General features: G+C 70.8%; 21 protein-coding genes and 1 riboswitch. Of the genes, 11 read left to right on the forward strand and 10 right to left on the reverse strand.

Going from position 1 to position 19,412, the window contains the following annotated elements:
• Positions 1–44 precede the first annotated feature (44 nt).
• The 4 genes from AB0G47_RS02290 (at position 45) to AB0G47_RS02305 (ending at position 4,287) form a co-directional block, all read left to right on the forward strand.
• Positions 45–1,301 carry a DUF5931 domain-containing protein gene (locus tag AB0G47_RS02290; RefSeq protein ID WP_360763192.1) on the forward strand — a complete coding sequence of 419 codons (1,257 nt, stop codon included), beginning with the start codon at positions 45–47 and terminating at the stop codon, positions 1,299–1,301.
• Complete coding sequence (locus tag AB0G47_RS02295; RefSeq protein WP_360763194.1) at positions 1,298–1,987, forward strand: response regulator transcription factor; 690 nt, start codon at positions 1,298–1,300, stop codon at positions 1,985–1,987. Before AB0G47_RS02290 ends, AB0G47_RS02295 begins: the two co-directional genes overlap by 4 nt.
• A 142-nt stretch (positions 1,988–2,129) precedes the next feature.
• Entirely contained in the window at positions 2,130–3,167 is a 1,038-nt protein-coding gene (locus AB0G47_RS02300) for a 6-phosphofructokinase (RefSeq protein ID WP_360763196.1), read from the forward strand.
• Positions 3,168–3,279: 112 nt separating this feature from the next.
• On the forward strand, positions 3,280–4,287 hold the full coding sequence (locus AB0G47_RS02305; RefSeq protein WP_360763198.1) for a 2-hydroxyacid dehydrogenase: 1,008 nt from the start codon (positions 3,280–3,282) through the stop codon (positions 4,285–4,287).
• On the opposite strand, the gene AB0G47_RS02310 is transcribed toward AB0G47_RS02305, so the two are convergent.
• The 3 genes from AB0G47_RS02310 to AB0G47_RS02320 form a co-directional block, all read right to left on the reverse strand.
• Positions 4,284–6,134, reverse strand: coding sequence for an anthranilate synthase family protein (locus tag AB0G47_RS02310; RefSeq protein ID WP_360763200.1), 1,851 nt, complete (start codon positions 6,132–6,134; stop codon positions 4,284–4,286). The two genes, AB0G47_RS02305 and AB0G47_RS02310, sit on opposite strands and share 4 nt — an antisense overlap.
• A gap of 111 nt (positions 6,135–6,245) precedes the next feature.
• Positions 6,246–6,302, reverse strand: coding sequence for a trp operon leader peptide (locus AB0G47_RS02315; protein ID WP_353962302.1), 57 nt, complete (start codon positions 6,300–6,302; stop codon positions 6,246–6,248).
• A gap of 10 nt (positions 6,303–6,312) precedes the next feature.
• Positions 6,313–6,900 (reverse strand): TetR/AcrR family transcriptional regulator, encoded by a 588-nt coding sequence (locus AB0G47_RS02320; protein ID WP_360763202.1) that lies wholly within the window; start codon positions 6,898–6,900, stop codon positions 6,313–6,315.
• A gap of 51 nt (positions 6,901–6,951) precedes the next feature.
• Between AB0G47_RS02320 and AB0G47_RS02325 the strand changes: the two genes are divergently transcribed.
• The 3 genes from AB0G47_RS02325 (at position 6,952) to AB0G47_RS02335 (ending at position 9,706) form a co-directional block, all read left to right on the forward strand.
• Positions 6,952–7,881, forward strand: a complete 930-nt coding sequence (locus tag AB0G47_RS02325; protein WP_360763204.1) for a DUF2867 domain-containing protein — start codon at positions 6,952–6,954, stop codon at positions 7,879–7,881.
• A 35-nt stretch (positions 7,882–7,916) separates the two neighbouring features.
• Positions 7,917–9,269 carry a class II 3-deoxy-7-phosphoheptulonate synthase gene (locus AB0G47_RS02330; protein WP_266867911.1) on the forward strand — a complete coding sequence of 451 codons (1,353 nt, stop codon included), beginning with the start codon at positions 7,917–7,919 and terminating at the stop codon, positions 9,267–9,269.
• Between the two features lie 188 nt (positions 9,270–9,457).
• Positions 9,458–9,706 (forward strand): (2Fe-2S)-binding protein, encoded by a 249-nt coding sequence (locus AB0G47_RS02335; RefSeq protein ID WP_360763207.1) that lies wholly within the window; start codon positions 9,458–9,460, stop codon positions 9,704–9,706.
• A 10-nt stretch (positions 9,707–9,716) separates the two neighbouring features.
• Here AB0G47_RS02335 and bfr read toward each other — a convergent pair whose 3' ends face one another.
• Complete coding sequence (gene bfr / locus AB0G47_RS02340; protein WP_360763209.1) at positions 9,717–10,196, reverse strand: bacterioferritin; 480 nt, start codon at positions 10,194–10,196, stop codon at positions 9,717–9,719.
• Between the two features lie 167 nt (positions 10,197–10,363).
• Here bfr and AB0G47_RS02345 point away from each other — a divergent pair, with 167 nt between their 5' ends.
• The gene (locus AB0G47_RS02345; protein WP_266867914.1) at positions 10,364–10,996 is read left to right on the forward strand and encodes a sulfite oxidase-like oxidoreductase; all 633 of its coding nucleotides are present in this window, start codon (positions 10,364–10,366) and stop codon (positions 10,994–10,996) included.
• 27 nt (positions 10,997–11,023) lie between these two features.
• Here the strand turns inward: AB0G47_RS02345 and AB0G47_RS02350 are convergent, their stop codons facing one another.
• The 6 genes from AB0G47_RS02350 to thiO all read right to left on the reverse strand — a co-directional run bounded on the left by AB0G47_RS02350 (position 11,024) and on the right by thiO (position 16,750).
• Positions 11,024–11,488 carry a DUF4396 domain-containing protein gene (locus AB0G47_RS02350; protein ID WP_360763211.1) on the reverse strand — a complete coding sequence of 155 codons (465 nt, stop codon included), beginning with the start codon at positions 11,486–11,488 and terminating at the stop codon, positions 11,024–11,026.
• 9 nt (positions 11,489–11,497) lie between these two features.
• Positions 11,498–12,382 (reverse strand): deoxyribonuclease IV, encoded by an 885-nt coding sequence (locus AB0G47_RS02355; RefSeq protein WP_360763213.1) that lies wholly within the window; start codon positions 12,380–12,382, stop codon positions 11,498–11,500.
• A gap of 126 nt (positions 12,383–12,508) precedes the next feature.
• Positions 12,509–14,461 carry a Stk1 family PASTA domain-containing Ser/Thr kinase gene (pknB, locus tag AB0G47_RS02360; RefSeq protein ID WP_360763215.1) on the reverse strand — a complete coding sequence of 651 codons (1,953 nt, stop codon included), beginning with the start codon at positions 14,459–14,461 and terminating at the stop codon, positions 12,509–12,511.
• Between the two features lie 91 nt (positions 14,462–14,552).
• Positions 14,553–15,347, reverse strand: coding sequence for a thiazole synthase (locus AB0G47_RS02365; protein ID WP_360763217.1), 795 nt, complete (start codon positions 15,345–15,347; stop codon positions 14,553–14,555).
• Positions 15,348–15,353: 6 nt separating this feature from the next.
• Positions 15,354–15,563 carry a sulfur carrier protein ThiS gene (gene thiS / locus AB0G47_RS02370; RefSeq protein ID WP_266867923.1) on the reverse strand — a complete coding sequence of 70 codons (210 nt, stop codon included), beginning with the start codon at positions 15,561–15,563 and terminating at the stop codon, positions 15,354–15,356.
• The gene (gene thiO / locus AB0G47_RS02375; RefSeq protein ID WP_360763219.1) at positions 15,560–16,750 is read right to left on the reverse strand and encodes a glycine oxidase ThiO; all 1,191 of its coding nucleotides are present in this window, start codon (positions 16,748–16,750) and stop codon (positions 15,560–15,562) included. Before thiO ends, thiS begins: the two co-directional genes overlap by 4 nt.
• Positions 16,748–16,861: riboswitch (TPP riboswitch) on the reverse strand. Its footprint overlaps the gene before it by 3 nt.
• Positions 16,862–16,992: 131 nt before the next feature.
• On the opposite strand from thiO, the gene AB0G47_RS02380 reads away from it, so the two are divergent.
• The 3 genes from AB0G47_RS02380 to thiE all read left to right on the forward strand — a co-directional run bounded on the left by AB0G47_RS02380 (position 16,993) and on the right by thiE (position 19,368).
• Positions 16,993–18,213 (forward strand): FAD-dependent oxidoreductase, encoded by a 1,221-nt coding sequence (locus AB0G47_RS02380; RefSeq protein ID WP_360763221.1) that lies wholly within the window; start codon positions 16,993–16,995, stop codon positions 18,211–18,213.
• Between the two features lie 51 nt (positions 18,214–18,264).
• Positions 18,265–18,630, forward strand: a complete 366-nt coding sequence (locus AB0G47_RS02385; protein WP_360763222.1) for an Rv2175c family DNA-binding protein — start codon at positions 18,265–18,267, stop codon at positions 18,628–18,630.
• Positions 18,631–18,717: 87 nt separating this feature from the next.
• The gene (gene thiE / locus AB0G47_RS02390; protein ID WP_266867929.1) at positions 18,718–19,368 is read left to right on the forward strand and encodes a thiamine phosphate synthase; all 651 of its coding nucleotides are present in this window, start codon (positions 18,718–18,720) and stop codon (positions 19,366–19,368) included.
• Positions 19,369–19,412 lie beyond the last annotated feature (44 nt).

A 19,412-nucleotide genomic window follows, 5' to 3' on the forward strand; every position in this document is an offset into this window, starting at 1 on the left:
GGTGCAGCGGGGGAGCCGGCGGGCGCCTCCAGGGGCGGGGGAGCATGACCAAGCGTGTACGCGTCATGAGGATGTCGGTCGAGCAGCCGCTGTGGCGTGCGCTGACCGGCTACCGCGTGCTGACCATGCTCTATGCCATCGGCCTTTTCGTGGCCGCGCATGAGAAGTTCGACCGCCCGTGGGTGGCCATCGCGTACTACGCGGTGCTCGCCGGGTGGACGCTCGGCACGCTGCCGAAGGTCGCGGGCGCCGCGAGCTGCACCAAGCGGTTCCTGGTCATCGACGTGACCGTCGCGATCACGGGGATCCTGCTCACGCCGGTCGCCGACTCGCACCAGCGGATCGTCCACGACGGCCCGACGCTGCCGTCGATATGGACGGCGGGCGCGGTGCTCGCCTTCGCGATCAAGGGCGGCTGGCGGTGGGCGGCCTTCGCGTCGGCGCTGGTCGGCGTCGCCAACATCGCGCAGCGCGGCAGGCCCACCCAGGACACGCTGCACAACGTCCTGTTGGTCTGCATCGCCTCCATCGCCATCGGTTACGTCGTCGAGGTGGCCCGCGCCTCCGAGCGCACCCTCGCCCGCGCCCTGGAGATCGAGGCCGCGACCCGCGAGCGCGAGCGGCTCGCCCGCGACATCCACGACAGCGTGCTGCAGGTCCTCGCGATGGTGCAGCGACGCGGCAGCGCGCTCGGCGGCGAGGCCGCGGAGCTCGGCCGGCTCGCGGGGGAGCAGGAGGTCGCGCTGCGCACGCTGGTGGCGGGCGGCCTGGTCCGCACGAGCCATGTGTCGGAGGACGCGTCGCTGGGGGCCGTGGTCCGCGCGGTGGAGGAGCCCGACGAGGACGAGGACGAAGCCGACCCCTGTGACCTGCGCTCGTTGCTCTTTCCGTACGCGGGCGCGAAGGTGACCGTCTCCGAGCCGGGCGCCCCCGTCGGACTCCCGCCGAAGACCGCACGGGAACTGGCCGCCGCGGTCGGCGCCGCCCTGGACAACGTCCACCGGCACGCGGGCCCGGACGCCGCCGCCTGGATCCTCGTCGAGGACGAGCCGGACGCGGTGATCGTGACCGTGCGGGACGACGGCCCCGGCATCCCCGAAGGCCGCCTCGCCGAGGCCGAGGGCGAGGGGCGGCTCGGCGTCGCCCTGTCGATCCGGGGGCGGCTGCGGGACATCGGGGGCACGGCCGAGCTGATCTCGGTGCCGGGACAGGGCACGGAAGTGGAAATGAGGGTCCCGCGGAACGCGGCGGACCCGGAGAACGTGGGCAGCACACGGGGGAAGGCAGGCAAGGAACGATGAGCGAGCAGCAACAACAGGACGGCAAGGGCCCGGTCAAGGTCATGGTCGTCGACGACCATCCGATGTGGCGGGACGCGGTCGCCCGCGACCTCGCCGAGGCGGGCTTCGACGTGGTCGCCACGGCGGGCGACGGCGAGCAGGCCGTACGCCGCGCGCAGGCCGCCGCGCCGGACGTCCTCGTACTCGATCTGAATCTGCCCCTGAAGCCGGGCGTCCAGGTCTGCAAGGAACTCGTCAGTGCCAACCCGGCCCTGCGGGTGCTCGTCCTCTCGGCCAGCGGCGAGCACGCCGATGTCCTTGAGGCGGTCAAGTCGGGGGCCACCGGCTACCTCCTGAAGTCGGCCTCCACCGCCGAGCTGACCGACGCGGTGGCCCGTACGGCCGTCGGTGACGCGGTCTTCACGCCGGGCCTCGCGGGCCTGGTCCTCGGCGAGTACCGCCGCCTCGCGTCCGATCCGGCGCCCGGCACCCCGGACGAGCCGAAGGCCCCGCAGCTCACCGACCGCGAGACCGAGGTGCTGCGGCTCGTGGCCAAGGGCCTGAGCTACAAGCAGATCGCCGAGCGCCTTGTCATCTCGCACCGCACCGTGCAGAACCACGTGCAGAACACCCTGGGCAAGCTCCAGCTGCACAACAGGGTGGAGCTCGTGCGGTACGCGATCGAGCGCGGGCTCGACGACGAGTAGCCTCATTCGACCCTCATTCGAGTGAACATGCTTGATCAACTCCCTTGCGGGGAAACGGAATTGACCGTCCGCACCGTCCCTCAGTGACCTGGATCACCATTAGCGTGACTCGCATCAGGTCACTGAGGCGAAGGGACTTTCCATGGGGGCCAAGAAAATTGGCGTACTGACCGGAGGCGGCGACTGCCCCGGGCTCAACGCCGTCATCCGAGGCATCGTCCGCAAGGGCGTGCAGGAGTACGGCTATGGCTTCGTCGGCTTCCGGGACGGCTGGCGCGGTCCGCTGGAGGGCGACACCGTCCAGCTCGACATCCCTGCCGTGCGGGGCATCCTGCCCCGTGGCGGCACCATCCTCGGCTCCTCGCGCACCAATCCGTTCAAGGTCGAGAACGGCATCCGCCGGATCAAGGAAAACCTCGCCAAGCACGAGGTCGACTCCCTCATCGCGATCGGCGGCGAGGACACCCTGGGTGTCGCCGCGCGCCTGACCGACGAGTACGGCGTCCCGGTCGTGGGCGTCCCGAAGACCATCGACAACGACCTCTCCGCCACCGACTACACCTTCGGCTTCGACACGGCGGTCGGCATCGCCACCGAGGCGATCGACCGCCTGCACACCACCGCCGAGTCGCACATGCGGGTCCTCGTGGTCGAGGTCATGGGGCGGCACGCGGGCTGGATCGCCCTGCACTCGGGCCTCGCGGGCGGCGCGAACGTCATCCTCATCCCGGAGCAGCGCTTCGACGTCGACCAGGTGTGCGCCTGGGTGACCTCGCGCTTCAAGGCGTCGTACGCCCCGATCGTCGTCGTCGCGGAAGGGGCCATGCCCAAGGACGGCGAGATGGTCCTCAAGGACGGTACGCAGGACTCCTTCGGGCACGTCAGGCTCTCCGGGGTCGGCGAGTGGCTGGCCAAGGAGATCGAGGGGCGGACGGGGAAGGAAGCCCGGACGACCGTGCTCGGTCATGTCCAGCGCGGCGGCACGCCCAGCGCCTTCGACCGCTGGCTCGCCACGCGCTTCGGGCTGCATGCGATCGAGGCCGTACGGGACGGCGACTTCGGCAAGATGGTCGCGCTGCAGGGGACGGACATCGTGCGGGTGCCCATCGCTGACGCTACGTCGAAGCTGAAGACCGTGGACCCGAAGTTGTACGCCGAGGTGGGGGTCTTCTTCGGCTGATGTCTGGTGGGCGGGTGCGGCCTGTGCCGCCGCTTCGCGGCGGATTTTTTCCCGCCCGCCCACCCGTTTCTCCGCAGTGCCGTTCTGGCCGTAGGTACCTACACTCGGCCCCATGGAGATCCTCGCCTTCGGCGTGCAGGCCGACGAGAAGCCGCTGATCGAGAAGGCCTTCGCCGCGCACCACGACGTCCGCTGCCTGGATGTCTTCCTCACCGAGGACACCGCCCCCATCGCCGCCGGCTACGAGATCATCTCCACCAGCGTCAACGCCGACCTCGGCAACCGCGTCCTGCAGACCCTCGCCGCCGGCGGGACGCAGATGATCGCCCAGCGCTCGACCGGGTTCAACAACATCGACCTCCAGGTCGCCGAACGCCTCGGCTTCACCATCGCCCGTGTCTCGTACTACTCACCGTACTCCGTAGCCGAGTTCGCCTGGACCCTCGCGATGGCCGTCAACCGCCGCATCGTCCGCGCCAGCAACCGCACCCGCGACTTCGACTTCCGGCTCGACGGCCTGATGGGCCGCGACCTGCGGGGCCGCACGGTCGGCGTGCTCGGCACCGGGAAGATCGGCGAGGCGTTCACCCGGATCGCGCACGGCTTCGGGATGAGTCTGCTCGGCTGGGACATCGCCCAGAACCCCGTGTGCCTGGAGCTCGGCATGAAGTACGTCGAGAAGGACCAGCTCTTCGCCGAGGCCGACCTGATCAGCCTGCATGTGCCGCTGCTCCCCGCCACCCGGCACATCGTCGGCGCCGAAGCGCTGCGGATGATGAAGGACGACGCGATCCTGGTGAACTCAAGCCGGGGCGGGCTCATCGACACCGAGGCCCTCGTCAGGGAGCTGCGCGCGGGCCGTTTCACGGGCGTCGGGCTCGATGTGTACGAGGCGGAGGCGGGGCTCTTCTTCCTCGACAAGTCCCTCGAAGTGGTCCAGGACGACACCCTGGCCCGCCTGGTGACGTTCCCGAACGTCGTGGTCACCTCGCACCAGGCGTACTACACGCAGGACGCGGTCGGCCAGATCATCGACACCACGGTGAAGAACGTCCTGGACTACCGGGAGGGCCGCCGCGGCGAGAACGTGCTGGTCCCGGCGGCCCCCACCACGGCTTAGACCAGTACGCCGGACAGCAGCTCCCGCACGATCGCCGTGCCGCGCAGCGAGAGCACCGACTCCGGGTGGAACTGGACGCCCGCGAAGCCGGGCCCCCGCAGCGCGTGCACCTCGCCCGTCGCCGCGTCCCTGCTGACCTCGACGCCGTGCGCCGCGAGTTCCAGCGCTGTCTCCTCGTCGCAGCGGGCCACGAAGCTGTTGTAGAAGCCGACCGTCTCCGGCCGCCCGAACAGCTCGATCCGGGTCTGCGCGCCCTGGTACGGGACCTCCTTGCGGACGATGTCCAGGCCGAGTTCGGCGGCGAGCAGCTCATGGCCGAGGCAGACGCCGAGGACGCCGTGGCGGTGATCGCGAATCACTTCGGCCGCCAGGGAGCGCAGGAAGGCCATCTTCGGGTCGGTGGGGTCCGATGGGTTGCCGGGCCCGGGACCGAGGACCAGCGGGCCCTCGTGGGCGAGCACCGTCTCCCGCAGGCCCGGCTCGTCGTAGCGCCGGATCGTCACGTCGAGACCGGAGGAGCGCAGCAGGTGCGCCAGCATCGCCGTGAACGTGTCCTCGCCGTCGATCACCAAGGCGTGCCCGGACAGTTCAGCCGTCTGCTCCTGCATCCGCAGCCAGAACGGGGCGAGCCCGGCCCGCCTGCTGTCCAGTGCCGCCCGCACCCGCGGGTCGTCGGCCAGTGCCGGGCGTACGTCTTCGTGGCGGGGCCGTCCGGGACGTACACCCAGAGCCGCGAGCACGCCCGCCGCCTTCGCGTGGGTCTCCGCGACCTCGCCCGCCGGGTCCGAGCCGCGCACCAGCGTGGCGCCTACGGGGACGCGAAGCCGGCCCGCGGGGGAGATGTCGGCGGTGCGGATCAGGATGGGGGAGTCGAGGGTCTGCGCGCCGCCCGCGTCGCGGCCGATGAGGGCGAGGGCGCCCGCGTAATAGCCGCGCCCGCCTGTCTCGTGGCGTTCGATGACGCGGCAGGCGTTCTGCACCGGCGACCCGGTGACCGTCGCCGCGAACATCGTCTCCTTGAGGACCTCGCGCGCGTCGAGCGACGACTTGCCCCGCAACTCGTACTCGGTGTGCGCGAGATGGGCCATCTCCTTCAGACGCGGGCCGACGACGACACCGCCCATGTCGCCCACCGTGCACATCATCTTGAGCTCCTCGTCGACGACCATCGACAGCTCCTCGGTCTCCTTGCCGTCGGCGAGGAAGGCGAGCAGATCGTCCGTGGTGGGGCCATCGGCCGGGTAGCGGTAGGTCCCGCTGATCGGGTTCATCACGACCGTCCCGCCGGACATCCGCACATGCACCTCGGGGCTCGCCCCGACGAGCGTGCGGTCCCCGGTGTGCACGACGTACGTCCAGTAGGCGCCCCGCTCGCCCACGAGCAGCCTGCGGAAGAGGGCAAGGGCGTCCGCCCTGCCGAAGCCGGGGATCTCACCCTCGTACGTACGGCGGATGACGAAGTTCGCGCCCTCGCCCCGCCCGATCTCCTCGCGCAGGACCCGCCCGACGATGTCCGCGTACGCGTCGTCGGCCACGTCGAAGGCACCGCCCTCGACCCGCACGTCGTGGGCGGGCAGTGCCGACAGGGCCTCGGCGAGCGGGAGTTCATGCGTCTCGTCGGGGGTGAGGACGGCCAGCGGTGTGCCGTCGTCGCGCACGTCGAAGCCGCGCTCCCTGATCTGCCGGAAGGGGATGAGCGCGAGGCCCTCGTCGGGGATGTCGGCGAGCCGGTCGTAGGTGCCGACGGAGCCGATGAGGACCTCCACCGTGTCGTGGTCGCGGCCGGGGGTGCGGCGGCGCAGGACGGCGAAGGGGCGGTCGTCGGACAGGAGGTCTGTCAGGTGCATCGGTGTGGTTCCTTCTCACTCGGAGAGGAACGGCCCGGTCCGGAGTCCTGGTCCGGAAAACACTGAAGGCCGCCCCTCGGGCGGCCTTCGCGAGTCTGGGTACGCGCAGATTCAGTGGGCCGCCGGATGAGCGGGCCACCACCAGTTACGGGTCTGCTGCGAGTACATGCCAGGCACCCTAGCGCATCATCAGGACGTCAAGGGCCTCGTTGAGATAGGCGCCGAACTCGTCGGCCGCGGGCAGCGCCGACGGCACCGCGTGCCCGAGCTGGGCGTGCCCCAGATAGACCGTGTACGCGAGCAGACCGCGCCGCCGCGCCTCCGCCTCGGGGAAGCCGAGCTCGGCGAAGAGCTCGGCGACGTACGCCACCCGGCGCTCGGTCACGCGGCGCATCACATCGGCGACCTGGGGGTGCGACGCGGTCGCGAGGAGGGCGACCTCCAGGGGGTCGGAGGTCGCCGACGCGATGGCCTCGGCGAAGAGCAGCCGGACGCGCTCGCGCGGGTCGGGCTCGGCCTCGACCTCCTGGATCGTCCCCTCGGTGTGGATCTCCGCCCAGCGGTTCAGGGCGGCCTCGATGAGCGCGTCACGGTTGGCGAAGTGCCAGTAGAAACTGCCCTTGGTGGTGCCGAGGCGGACGGCGAGGGGCTCCACGGCGACGGCGGCGATACCGCCCTCGCCGATCGCGGTGAGCGCGGCGTCCGCCCAGTCGTCGGCGGTCAGGCGGGGCTTCGCCGCGGTCTTCTTCTGCTGCCGTTGCACCATGTCCGTACGGTACCGTATGGTCGACCATACGCCAGCGTATGGAGGTGCGTGATGAGCGCGGTACTCAATGAGCACGAGCGCGTGATCAAGGCTCCGGCGGAGGTGGTCGGCGCCCTGCTCGACCGTCTCTCCGCCGATGACGACCCGATCTTCCCGACGCCCGCCTGGGAGGGAATGATCTTCGACCGCCCGCTCGGCGTGGGCGCGACCGGCGGCCACGGCCCGGTCCGCTACAGCGTCAGGGAGTACGAGCCGGGCCACCGCGTCCGCTTCGACTTCACCCCGCCCGACAACGGCTTCCACGAGCTGTCGGTCGAGCCGATAGGGGAGCGGCGCTGCCGCGTGCGGCACGTGCTGCGGACCCGGCCGGAGGGCATGAACCGCGTCCTGTGGCCCACCCTCATCAGGCCGCTGCACAACACGATCATCGAAGAGGTCTTCGACAACATCGAGCGTGTCGCGACCGGCGGCTGCGCACGCCCCGTCCGGTGGTCACCGCTGGTGCGGCTCTACAACCGGCTCGCCTGGGCCCGCCCGGAGACCGTCGGCGCACCGGAGGCCGCCACCCTGATCCGCTCGGCGATCGACCGGCCCGGCTACGAGGACGCGTACCGCATGCCCCTGCTCCCCGGGCAGCCGCGCGACCCGGAGGCCTGGACCGGCATCCTGCGCGACGCCTTCCCGGTGCTCGCCCGCGAGGGCGGCGAACTGCTCCTGGACGTGGACACGGCCGGCCTGACCGCCCGCGCATCGATCCTGGTCGACGGGCGCCATGTCACGCTCAGCACCGCCGTGCGCGCCGACACCCTGCGCGCCCGGGTCTACTGGGGAGCGGTGCGGCGCGTCCACCCCTTCATGGCCCGCACCATGCTGCGCCGCACTCACCGCAGGCTGGCCCTCGCGACGCCGAACGCGGGCGAGCGGGAGCTGGCGCGGCGCCGCTCGGCTGTGTCGCCTCCGTCTCACTTGGTGAGCGGGTGAATGGACGGCGGACACGACCCCGTAATGTTGTCGGGGTGACCGTGAACGCTAAGAGCACCCCGACCGGTGGCAACACCTGGCGAGACCTTCCCGCGGCGCAGCAGCCTGAGTACCCCGATGCCGAGGCTCTGCGCGATGTGATCGCGGACCTCGAGTCGTATCCGCCGCTCGTCTTTGCAGGCGAGTGCGATCAGTTGCGCGCCCGCCTTGCGTCTGTGGCCAAGGGCGAGGCGTTCCTGCTCCAGGGCGGCGACTGCGCCGAGGCCTTCGACGCCGTGTCCGCCGACCACATCCGAAACAAGCTGAAGACGCTGCTCCAGATGGGCGCCGTCCTGACCTACGCCGCCTCCGTGCCCGTCGTGAAGGTGGGCCGCATCGCGGGGCAGTACTCGAAGCCCCGCTCCAAGGGCACCGAGACCCGCGACGGCGTGACCCTGCCGACCTACCGGGGCGACTCGGTCAACGGCTTCGACTTCAACGAGAAGGCCCGCATCCCGGACCCCGAGCGCCTGAAGCGGATGTACAACGCATCCGCCTCGACGCTCAACCTGGTGCGCGCCTTCACCACCGGCGGTTACGCCGACCTGCGCCAGGTGCACGCCTGGAACCAGGACTTCGTGAAGTCGTCGCCCTCCGGCCAGCGTTACGAGCAGCTGGCACGCGAGATCGACAACGCCCTCAACTTCATGCGCGCCTGCGGGACCGACCCGGAGGAGTTCAAGACCGTCGAGTTCTTCGCCTCGCACGAGGCGCTGCTCCTCGACTACGAATCGGCCCTGACCCGCGTGGACTCGCGCACGGGCCGGCTTTACGACACCTCGGGCCACATGGTCTGGATCGGCGAGCGCACCCGTCAGCTGGACGGCGCGCACATCGAGTTCGCCTCCAAGGTGCGCAACCCGATCGGCATCAAGCTCGGCCCGACGACGACCACGGAAGAGGCGCTGCAGTACATCGAGCGCCTCGACCCGGACCGCGAGCCCGGCCGCCTCACCTTCATCGTCCGCATGGGCGCCGACAAGGTCCGGGACAAGCTCCCGGAGCTGGTCGAGAAGGTCACCGCGTCCGGCGCGACCGTCGCCTGGGTCACCGACCCGATGCACGGCAACACCTTCGAGGCGGCGTCCGGCCACAAGACCCGCCGCTTCGACGACGTGCTCGACGAGGTCAAGGGCTTCTTCGAGGTCCACAAGGGCCTGGGCACCCACCCGGGCGGCATTCACGTCGAGCTCACCGGTGACGACGTCACCGAGTGCGTGGGCGGCGGCGACGAGATCTTCGTCGACGACCTGCACCAGCGCTACGAGACGGCCTGCGACCCGCGCCTGAACCGCAGCCAGTCCCTGGACCTGGCGTTCCTGGTGGCGGAGATGTACCGGGACCAGTAATTCCCTCGTGTACGAGGCGGTGGGGCGCGGATCCATGTGATCCGCGCCCCACCGGCGTATCCGGGGCTTTTGCGAGCAGGAAGCGGCGGGTAAGGTTAGGTTAGCCTCACCGATCAATCGGGACGGGCGCCACTTATAGATCGCCACTTATAGATCCTGCCGTCGATCCCGATCGACGCACCGGGGAGGTGAACCGCATGTTCGTCTGCAACTGCTTCGGCATCACCGAAGAGCAGGTGAAGAAGCATGCGGACGACGGTGCGTGCACCCCCCGCCAGATCGCGTCGGCCTGCAAGGCGGGCACGGACTGCGGTTCGTGCGTACGACGCATCCAGGCGCTGCTCGGCCGGGGCGCGTGCCCCACTCGCGAGCTGGTGAAGGAGGGCAACCCCGCGGTGGCCCTCGCTTCCGACGCCGACCTCCCGGAAGCCGCCTAGCCCTCCGGCTCTAGCCCTCCGGCTGCTCGACGAGCTGCGCGATGTAGAGCGGCTCGCCCAGCTTCTCGATCAGCTCGAGCTGAGTGTCGAGATAGTCGATGTGGTGCTCCTCGTCCTCGAGGATCGACTCGAAGATGTTCGCGGAGGTGATGTCGCCCTTGCCGCGCATCACCTCGACACCGCGCTTGAGGCGGTCGATCGCCTCCACCTCGATCTGCCGGTCGGCCTGGAACATCTCGGTGAGCGTCTGGCCCACACGGACGTGGAAGAGCCGCTGGTAATTGGGCAGACCGTCGAGGAACAGGATCCGGTCGGTCAGCGTCTCGGCGTGCTTCATCTCGTCGAACGACTCGGCCCGGGTGTACTTGGCGAGCTTCGGCCAGCCGAAGTTCTCCTGCATTTTCGCGTGAAGGAAGTACTGGTTGATCGCCGTCAGTTCGGCGGTCAGCTGCTCATTGAGAAACTCGATGACCTCGGGGTCGCCCTGCATCGCAGAGGCTCCTTCCAAGTGTGTTGACTGGCCAGGTAGCGCGCATCTTTGCACCGGTGTTCGGAGGTCGTCCAGTAAGTGCACGCTTAGTAGGAGTTGCCCGAATCAGCGTTTGGGCGGGGGCTGCCTGGTCACGTCCACTGCCCCGGGTCTGTCAGGATGGAGGCATGGGTCAGCCGGCGGATCACGCATCTCGGAGAGCAGCGGAGCCGGAGCTTCCACCGGGACAGCGCCTGCAGCGTGGCTGGCCGGTCACGCACTACGGCCCGGTGCCGAAGTTCCGCCCGGAGCGCTGGGAGTTCAGGGTCTTCGGGGCCACCGCCGACGGTGAGAAGCACTGCTGGACGCATGAGGAGTTCTCGGCTCTTCCGTATGCCACCGTCGTCGCCGATCTGCACTGCGTCACGAAATTCAGCATGCTCGGCGCCGAATGGGGCGGGGTGCCCGCACGTGCGCTGCTCGACATCGCGCCGCCCGCGCCCAATGCCACGCATGTGATGGTCTGGGCCGAGTACGGCTTCAGCTCGAATCTGCGGATGGCCGACTTCGCCTCCGACCGCACGATTTTCGCCACGCACAAAGGCGGCGAACTGCTCACCGCTGAGCACGGTTTCCCGCTGCGGCTCGTGGTGCCCCATCTGTACGCCTGGAAAGGCCCCAAGTGGGTCCGCGGCATCGAGTACATGACGGCCGACCGCCGCGGCTTCTGGGAGGAGCGCGGCTATCACAACGTCGGCGACCCCTGGGCAGAGCAGCGTTACTCGTACCAGGAAGAGCCCGGAGACGGCCCCGAGCTCTAGTCCTGCGTACGCCGCTGATTTCGCCGGTCAGTGGTGGTACTGGTGCACCACGGCGTGGCCCTTGCCGCGGCCGATCATCCACTTGTTGACCGGAGTGGTGATCACGAACGCGGCGGCAAGCGCGATGGCGAGGATCCACCAGAACATCGGGTCCGAGAGATGGGCGTCCATCCCTCCCGGCCAGAACGCGATCACGGCGTTGTCGATCAGCTCCATCACCGCGATGGACAGGGTGTCCGCGGCGAGCGCGACCCGGAACGCCGTCTTGAAATCGACCCCGGCCTTGAGAACGCCGCGCAGAGTCAGGGCGTAGCCGAAGAAGAAGGCCAGGATGATCGCGAGGATCATCGTCTCCACGTTGCCCCAGCCGAGCGCGGTGCCGATCACCATGCCGAGGACCTCGCCGATGGCGCACCCGGTGAGGCAGTGCAGCGTCGCCTGGGCCGCCATGCGCCAGCTGACCTTGCCGATGCCGTGCGTGTGCTGCTGCATGAGAAGTCCTCAGCCGTCCCTGAGCTTCTTCAGCCGCGCCACGTCCGCCGCGTGCCCCTCCTTGCCGCCAGGTGTCTCGATGATCAGCGGTACGCCGTCGGTCGCGGGGTGGGCCATCAGCGCGCGGAACGGGTCCTCGCCGATGTGGCCGGTGCCGATGTTCTCGTGGCGGTCCTTGTGGGCGCCGACCACGTCCTTGGAGTCATTGGCGTGCACCAGCTTCAGCCGGCCATCGCCGACCGTGTCGACCAGGAGATCGAGGGTCTGGTGCATGCCGCTCGGCCCGGTCAGGTCGTGGCCCGCCGCGAAGATGTGGCAGGTGTCCAGACAGATCCCCAGCTTCGGGTGGGCGTCGAGCGCCTCGAAGTACGGGCCGAAGTCCCAGGTGCGGGAGCAGAGCGAGAAGCCCTGCCCGGCGGTCGACTCCAGGAGGAGATACGGATCGTCGTCGTGCGTCAGCTCGTCGAGCAGCGGCAGCATCCGGTCGCGCACCTGCTTCAGGGCGACGGAGCGGTCCCGGCCGCCGGTCGCGGAGCCGGTGTGCACGACGACGCCGAGTGCGCCGATCTCGCGGCCGCGGCGCAGCGAATGGCGCAGGGACTCCACGGACTTCTCGACGGTCGCCTCGGTGTGCGAGCCGAAGTTGATGAGATAGGGCGCGTGGACGTACGCGGGAATCCGCTCGGCGGCGCAGGCCGCGCGGAACTCCTCGTCCTGCTTCGGATTGCCGGGCGGCGTGGCCCAGCCGCGCGGATTGGCGACGAAGACCTGGACGGTCTCGGCGCCCATCTCACGGGCGTACGAGAGCCCTACGGAGGCGAGCCCGCCGGCCACGGGGACATGACCGCCGACGGGGTTGCGGGACGCTGCGCTGGGGGACTTGATGCTGCTCACGGGGTCCAGGGTGGCACGCCCGTGGGCGGGCCCTGGCCTGCGGGTCGGCGATACCGCGCCCCTGACAAGGGGCGCGGGGAACTGCGCGACCGGCCACAAACGACCCGCAGACGGGACAGGCGCCTGCTAGCGGATCTCGATGGTGATGGTCGACCCCTTGGGGGCCTTCTCGCCGGCGTCCACGGACTGATCATTCACGGTGTCCCCGAAGAGGCCGAGCAGACCCTTGTCCTCCTCGACCTGGAAGCCCGCGTCCGTCAGCTTCTTCGTGGCCTCGTCGACCTTCATGCCCTCGACGTCCGGCACCTCGACCATCTGCGGGCCCTTGGAGATCTGCAGCGTGACCGTGTCACCCGTGGCGAGCTCCTTCTGGCCCTCCTTGGGGGACTGCGCGGCGACATCGCCCTTGTCCTCCTCGGAGTGGACCCGCGCCGTGGCGATCTTCACCTTGAGCCCGGCGTCCTCCAGCTCGGCGGTCGCGTCGGCCTCGGACTCGCCCGTCACGTCGGGGACGTCGATCGGGGAGCCCTTGCTGACGACGATGGCGATGGCGGAGCCCGCCTTGCGCTTGGTGCCCGCGCCCGGCTCCGTGCTGATCACGGAGCCCTTGCTGACCTCCTCGCTGAAGGCCCTCGTCGTCATGCCGGGAGCGAGACCGGCGTCCTTGAGTTCCTTCTTCGCCGAGGTCAGCGGGGTGCCCTCCAGGTTCGGGACCTTGACGATCTCCGGGCCCAGCGAGATGGTCAGCGTCACGCCGTCGTTGCCCCGGATGCGCTCGCCCGCCTTGGGGTCGGTGGCCATGACCGTGCCCCGCTTGTCGGTGTCGCTGTACGCGCGCTTGACGTCCTTCACCTCGAGCCCGGCCTCGTCGAGCCGCTGCTTGGCGGCCGCCTCGGTCTTCGCCAGGAGCGGCGGGACGTTCGTGAACTGGCCGGAGTTGATGTACCAGACGCCCGCGCCGAGGCCGAGCGCCAGGAGTACGGCGGCGACGATCGCCAGGACTCCGCGGCGCGGGTTGGACCGCCCGCGTCCGCGGCCGGGGGCCTGCGGCGGGGCCGACGGTGGTGTCGCCAGGATGCTGGTGCGGTTGAGCGGGTCCTGCTGCTGGTCATCGCCGTCCGCGGGGAGCGACAGCTGCACGGACCGCGCGGCGCGTGGGATCACGCTCGTACGGTCGTCGGCGTTGTCGTGCTCCGTGGTGCGCGCCTGCGGGGGCACCGCGTCCAGCTGCTCGAGGGAGAGCGCGGCCCGTGCCTCCCTGGCCTGCCCGAGCAGCGCCACCGCGTCGTGCGGGCGGACGTCCGGGGTGCGGGCGGTGGCGGAGGCGACCAGCTCGTCGAGCTCCACCGGGAGCCCCGGGACGGCCGCCGACGGGGGCGGCACGTCCTCGTGGAGGTGCTGGTAGAGCACCTGGGCCGGCGATTCGCCGGAGTGCGGCTTGGCGCCGGTCAGCATTTCGTAGAGCACGACACCGCACGCGTACACGTCGACACGGGTGTCGGCCGTGCCGTGCTCTATCTGCTCGGGCGCGAGATAGGAGACCGTCCCGAGGACCGTGCCGGTCGTGTTCGTGACGGTGTCCACCGCGCGCACGAGGCCGAAGTCGGCGACCTTGACCCGGCCGTCATCCCCTATGAGGACGTTCTCCGGCTTCATGTCGCGGTGCACGAACCCGGCGCGGTGCGCGGCGCCGAGCGCGGCGAGCACCGGCTCCAGGATGTCGAGCGCGGCCCGCGGCTGCAGGGCGCCGCGCTCGCGCAGGACGTCGCGCAGGGTGCACCCGGCGATGTACTCCATCGCCAGATAGACGTACGCACCGTCGGTGCCCTGGTCGTAGACCCCCACCACGTTCGGGTGCGAGAGCCGGGCGACCGACTTCGCCTCGCGGATGAAGCGGTCGACGAACGAGACGTCGGCGGCGAGCGTCGGGTGCATCACCTTGAGCGCGAGCACGCGGTCGAGGCGGGTGTCCACGGCCCGGTAGACCGTGGCCATCCCGCCTACCGCGATCCGTCCGTCCACGCGATAACGGCCGTCGAGCACCTGCCCGACGAGCGGGTCCTGAAGGGTCGTGTCCACGGAGGGAGTCTACGAGCCACCGCTGACACCGATGCCCGCGCGGGCGGCCCCGGGGCCCGACTGCAGCCGACCTGTAACAGGCGCCCTGCGCTCAGAACGCCGGCCGCTCCGGATCCAGCCTGGCCATGCCCTCCGCGGGAGAGGACGCCTCGGCGAAGTGCCGCCGCGGAATCCGGCCCGCCCGGAAGGCCAGGCGCCCCGCGTCGACGCCGTGCCGCATGGCCTCCGCCATGAGCACCGGCTCCTGCGCCCGCGTCACGGCCGAGGCGAGCATCACACCCGCGCACCCCAGCTCCATCGCGAGCGCCGCGTCGGACGCCGTGCCCGCCCCCGCGTCCAGAATCACCGGCACGCGCGCGTGCTCGACGATCAGCTGGAAGTTGTGCGGGTTGCGGATCCCGAGCCCGGAGCCGATGGGCGACCCGAGCGGCATGATCGCCGCACAGCCCACGTCCTCCAGCTTCCGGGCGAGGACCGGGTCGTCGTTCGTGTACGGAAGCACCGTGAAGCCGTCGTCGACCAGGGTCTCGGCGGCGTCGATGAGCTCGATCGGATCGGGGAGCAGGGTGCGCTCGTCCGCGATGACCTCCAGCTTCACCAGATCCGTGCCGAGCGCCTCCCGGGCGAGCCGGGCGGTCAGGACGGCCTCGCCCGCGGTGAAACAGCCCGCCGTGTTCGGAAGGACCCGGATGCCGAGCCTGCCGAGCACGGAGAGCACCGAGCCCTGCACGCCCGGATCGAGGCGGCGCATCGCGACCGTCGTCAGCTCCGTTCCGGAGGCGACGAGTGACCGCTCCAGCACGTCGAGGCTCGGCGCACCGCCCGTACCCATGATCAGCCGTGAGGAGAGCGTGAGCCCGCCGATGACGAAGGGGTCGTCTGCCATGTCGGTTCAGCCTCCTTGGACGGCGGTGAGCACTTCGACGCGGTCGCCGTCGGCGAGCGCCGTGGTGGACCACCGCGCGCGCGGGACGACGGTTTCGTTGAGCGCAGCGGCGACGCCGGACGGGGCCGCGGTGAGCGTGGCGACCAGGGATTCGAGCGTGGTGCCCGCGGCCACCTCGCGGACTTCTCCGTTGACTGAGACGGCTGAGTGGGTCATGCGGGCTGCTCCATGAGGGACTGTGCCGAGGGTGTCGTCGCGAACCGGCGGGGGGTGAACGCCCGTGCCTCGTCGGGCAGTTCACCGGTGACCAGGGCGTGCGCCATGACGTCGCCGGTGACGGGTGTCAGAAGGACGCCGTTGCGGTAGTGGCCGGTGGCCAGCTGGAGGCCGGGCAGGGCGGTGGGGCCGAGCATCGGCGCGTTGTCGGGGGAGCCGGGGCGCAGTCCCGCGCGGGTCTCGGTCAGCGGCAGTTCCGTGATGCCCGGTACGAGCTCGTGGGCGTCCCGAAGCAGCTCGTACACGCCGCCCGCGGTGACCGTCGTGTCCCAGCCGAGCTCCTCGCTGGTCGCGCCGACCACCAGCTCGCCGTTCTCGCGCGGCACCAGATAGACATGGCTGCCCCGGACCACGGCGCGCACCGTACGGCTCAGGAACGGCGCGTAGCGCTCCGGCACCGTAAGACGCAGCACTTGCCCCTTGACCGGGCGAACGGGCGGCAGAACCCCCTCAGGGACCCCTGAGAGGCGTCCGCTGAGGCTGCCCGCGGCCAGCACGGTCCGGCCGGCCTCCAGGGCGGCGCCGTCCTCGAGGACGACACCGGTGGCCCGGTCGCGCACGACCGTCAGGCGCTGCGCCCACGCCCGGTGGAAGACCACGCCGGCCCGCTCGCACGCCACCAGGAGCGCCGCGGTGAGCCTGCGCGGGTCGACCTGGTGGTCGCCGTCCACGCGGAGCCCGCCGCGCACACCGGGCGCGAGCATCGGTTCGAGGCGGCGGCACTCACGCCCGCTCAGCCACTCCGATTCAAGCCCCGACTGGCGCTGAAGGGTGTGCAGTTCGCGCAGATGGGCGCGGTCGTCGGAGTCCAGCGCGACGGCGAGCGTGCCGCAGGCGCGGTAGCCGAGATCGCGGCCGCTCGCCTCCGTCAGCTCCTGTGCGAACGCCGGATAACGCTTCGCGGAGGCCAGATTCAGGCCGAGCAGCGTCTGCTCGCCGTAGTGGAGCTCGGTGACCGCGGCCAGCATGCCCGCGGCGACCTGCGCCGCGCCGCCGCCGGGCTCGGGGTCCACGACCGCCACGGACAGACCGCGCTGCGCCGCCCGCCAGGCCGTGACCAGGCCGATGATGCCGCCCCCGACGACGAGGACGTCCGTTGTCGCATGGGGTGGTGTACGTGGATGCATGGGTGTCCAGCCCCTCCCTTCGCCGGCATGACCCGGATCAGGTTCGTACGGTCGGAGGCCGTCCCAGCCTCCCTCTCAGCCCGGTGCGTCCGGGCTCCCGCGAGTGCTCTGCACCGGCCACCCTAGCCCGTCGGGTCCGGCGGCAGTAGGGGGAGCTGTCCGGATATGGGCGGTGACGGTGTGTCAGAGATCTCCTCGTCGCGCCCTGAAGTCGGCGTCCCGTGCCGCCCTACAGTGATCGGGTGAGCGAGCAGCAGAGGCAGGCAGAGCGCCAGGTCGTCATCGTCGGCGCGGGGATGGCCGGGGTGCAGACCGCCGTGGCCCTGCGCGATCAGGGGTTCACCGGTGCGGTCACCCTCATCGGGGCGGAACCCCATCAGCCGTACGACAGGCCGCCGCTGTCCAAGGCCGTGCTGCTCGGCAAGGCGGAGGGCTCCGCCTTCGACGTCGACTTCGAGGCGCTGGGCATCGAGCTGAGCCTGGGCCACGAGGTCACGGGTGTCCGCCCCGCGGACCACGAACTGGACACCGAGCGGGGTCCGGTCCCGTACGACGCCCTCGTCATCGCCACCGGCGCCGAGCCGATCCTGCTGCCCGGCGCCTCCGGAGTCCCCGGCGTCCATCTGCTGCGCACGCTGGACGACGCCGAACGGCTGCGCCCGGTGCTCGCCGAGCAGCACGACATCGTGGTCGTCGGGGCGGGCTGGATCGGCGCCGAGTTCGCCACCGCCGCGCGCGAGGCGGGCTGCGCGGTCACCGTGGTCGAGGCCGCCGAGCGGCCGCTCGCGGGGGCGCTGCCTGCGGAGGTCGCGGCGCCGATGGCCGCTTGGTACGCGGACTCCGGGGCCGAACTGCGCACCCACGCGCGCGTGGAGCGCGTCGAGCCCGGCACCGTCTTCCTCGACGACGGCACCCGGCTGCCCGCCGGCGCGGTCGTCGTCGGCATCGGCGCCCGGCCCGCCACGCAGTGGCTCGCGGATTCCGGGATCGCCCTCGGCGCCCACCGTGAGGTCGTCGCCGACGACCACCTGAGGACCTCGGAACCGGATGTGTACGCGGTCGGGGACTGCTCCTCCTTCCCTTCGGGAAGGTACGGCGAGCGCCTCCTCGTCCACCACTGGGACAACGCCCTCCAGGGCCCGCGCACGGTCGCGGCCAACATCATCGGCGAGGCCCCCGCGGCGTACGACCCGGTCCCGTACTTCTGGTCCGAGCAGTTCGGCCGCTTCGTCCAGTACGCGGGACACCACGGCTCCGCCGACGCACTGGTGTGGCGAGGTGACCCGGCGGGCGCGGCCTGGACGGTGTGCTGGCTGCGCGCGGGCGCCCTGGTGGCCGTCCTCGCGGTGGGGCGCCCCCGGGACCTCGCCCAGGGCCGCAAGCTGATCGAGAGCGGCGCGCGGCTCGATCCGGCCAAGGCGGCGGATCCGTCGGTGCCGCTCAAAAAGGCGGTCCTGGAGTAGCCGCGCCGCCTGTGCCGCCCTCTGTCAGTCGCCGGGGATACGCTTTGTCCTGTGACCGAGATTGACGCAAAGACTGATGCTCTCGTCCCCGCATGGCTCCACCTCCCCGACATCGCCGAAATGCTCGACGTCGAGGTGACGCGTGTGCGCCAGCTGGTCAAGGAGGGCCAGCTGATCGCCGTGCGCCGTGGTGAGAACCGCGCGCTCCAGGTGCCCGCCGCCTTCATCGACGGCGACAAGATCGTCAAGGGCCTGACCGGCACCTTGACGCTCCTGAGGGACGACGGCTTCTCCGACGAAGAGATGCTGGAGTGGCTCTTCACCGCCGACCCGACCCTGCCGGGCACGCCCGCGCAGGCGCTGAGCGAGAATCGCGGCACGGAGGTGAAGCGCCGCGCCCAGGCGCTCGCCGTCTGACCTGATCCGAACCGTGCGGTGTACGGGCCGCAGCGTGCTCCACGCGGCCCGTACGCCACCGCCACCGACACCCGGGGGGAACACTCCATGGCCATCACGCCTGCCCGCGAGCAGCTCGCCGACGCCCGCCTCTACCTGTGCGTGGACGCCCGCAAGCGCCAGGGAGACCTCCCGGAGTTCCTCGACGCCGTCCTCGGTGCCGGCGTCGACATCGTGCAGCTGCGCGACAAGGGCCTGGAGGCCGCCGAGGAGCTCGAGCACCTCCAGTTCTTCGCCGACGCCGCACGTCGGCACGGCAAGCTCCTCGCCGTGAACGACCGCGCGGACGTCGCGCACGCCATCGGCGCCGATGTGCTGCACCTGGGCCAGGGCGACCTGCCCGTGCCCGCGGCCCGCCGCATCCTGGGCGACGACGTACTCATCGGCCGCTCCACACACGCCGAGTCCGAGGCCGCGGCGGCGGCCGTCCAGGACGGCGTGGACTACTTCTGCACGGGCCCCTGCTGGCCGACCCCCACTAAGCCGGGACGGCACGCCCCCGGTCTCGACCTGGTCCGGTACACGGCGTCGCTGGGCACGGACCGCCCGTGGTTCGCGATCGGCGGTATCGACGCGGGCAATCTGGACGAGGTGCTCGAAGCGGGCGCCCGCCGCGTCGTCGTCGTCCGGGCCATCACCGAGGCGGACGATCCGGCGGCGGCCGCGGCGGACTTCGCAAAGCGGCTGCGTACGGCCTGATCGGCGTTCTTCGGCCATCCTCCGGGGAAGCTGTCCGTAAGGTG

Source organism: Streptomyces sp. NPDC021622 (assembly GCF_040640795.1).
GTDB lineage: Bacteria > Actinomycetota > Actinomycetes > Streptomycetales > Streptomycetaceae > Streptomyces.

Coding starts and splice junctions, on each gene's coding strand:
- bfr (WP_360763209.1), bottom strand. CDS start 10,196: ATGCAGGGCGACCCCGAGGTCATCGAGTTTCTCAATGAGCAGCTGACC.
- AB0G47_RS02320 (WP_360763202.1), bottom strand. CDS start 6,900: ATGGTGCAACGGCAGCAGAAGAAGACCGCGGCGAAGCCCCGCCTGACC.
- AB0G47_RS02305 (WP_360763198.1), top strand. CDS start 3,280: ATGGAGATCCTCGCCTTCGGCGTGCAGGCCGACGAGAAGCCGCTGATC.
- thiS (WP_266867923.1), bottom strand. CDS start 15,563: ATGACCCACTCAGCCGTCTCAGTCAACGGAGAAGTCCGCGAGGTGGCC.
- AB0G47_RS02365 (WP_360763217.1), bottom strand. CDS start 15,347: ATGGCAGACGACCCCTTCGTCATCGGCGGGCTCACGCTCTCCTCACGG.
- AB0G47_RS02345 (WP_266867914.1), top strand. CDS start 10,364: ATGGGTCAGCCGGCGGATCACGCATCTCGGAGAGCAGCGGAGCCGGAG.
- AB0G47_RS02350 (WP_360763211.1), bottom strand. CDS start 11,488: ATGCAGCAGCACACGCACGGCATCGGCAAGGTCAGCTGGCGCATGGCG.
- thiE (WP_266867929.1), top strand. CDS start 18,718: ATGGCCATCACGCCTGCCCGCGAGCAGCTCGCCGACGCCCGCCTCTAC.
- AB0G47_RS02295 (WP_360763194.1), top strand. CDS start 1,298: ATGAGCGAGCAGCAACAACAGGACGGCAAGGGCCCGGTCAAGGTCATG.
- AB0G47_RS02310 (WP_360763200.1), bottom strand. CDS start 6,134: ATGCACCTGACAGACCTCCTGTCCGACGACCGCCCCTTCGCCGTCCTG.
- AB0G47_RS02300 (WP_360763196.1), top strand. CDS start 2,130: ATGGGGGCCAAGAAAATTGGCGTACTGACCGGAGGCGGCGACTGCCCC.
- AB0G47_RS02325 (WP_360763204.1), top strand. CDS start 6,952: ATGAGCGCGGTACTCAATGAGCACGAGCGCGTGATCAAGGCTCCGGCG.
- AB0G47_RS02290 (WP_360763192.1), top strand. CDS start 45: ATGACCAAGCGTGTACGCGTCATGAGGATGTCGGTCGAGCAGCCGCTG.
- thiO (WP_360763219.1), bottom strand. CDS start 16,750: ATGCATCCACGTACACCACCCCATGCGACAACGGACGTCCTCGTCGTC.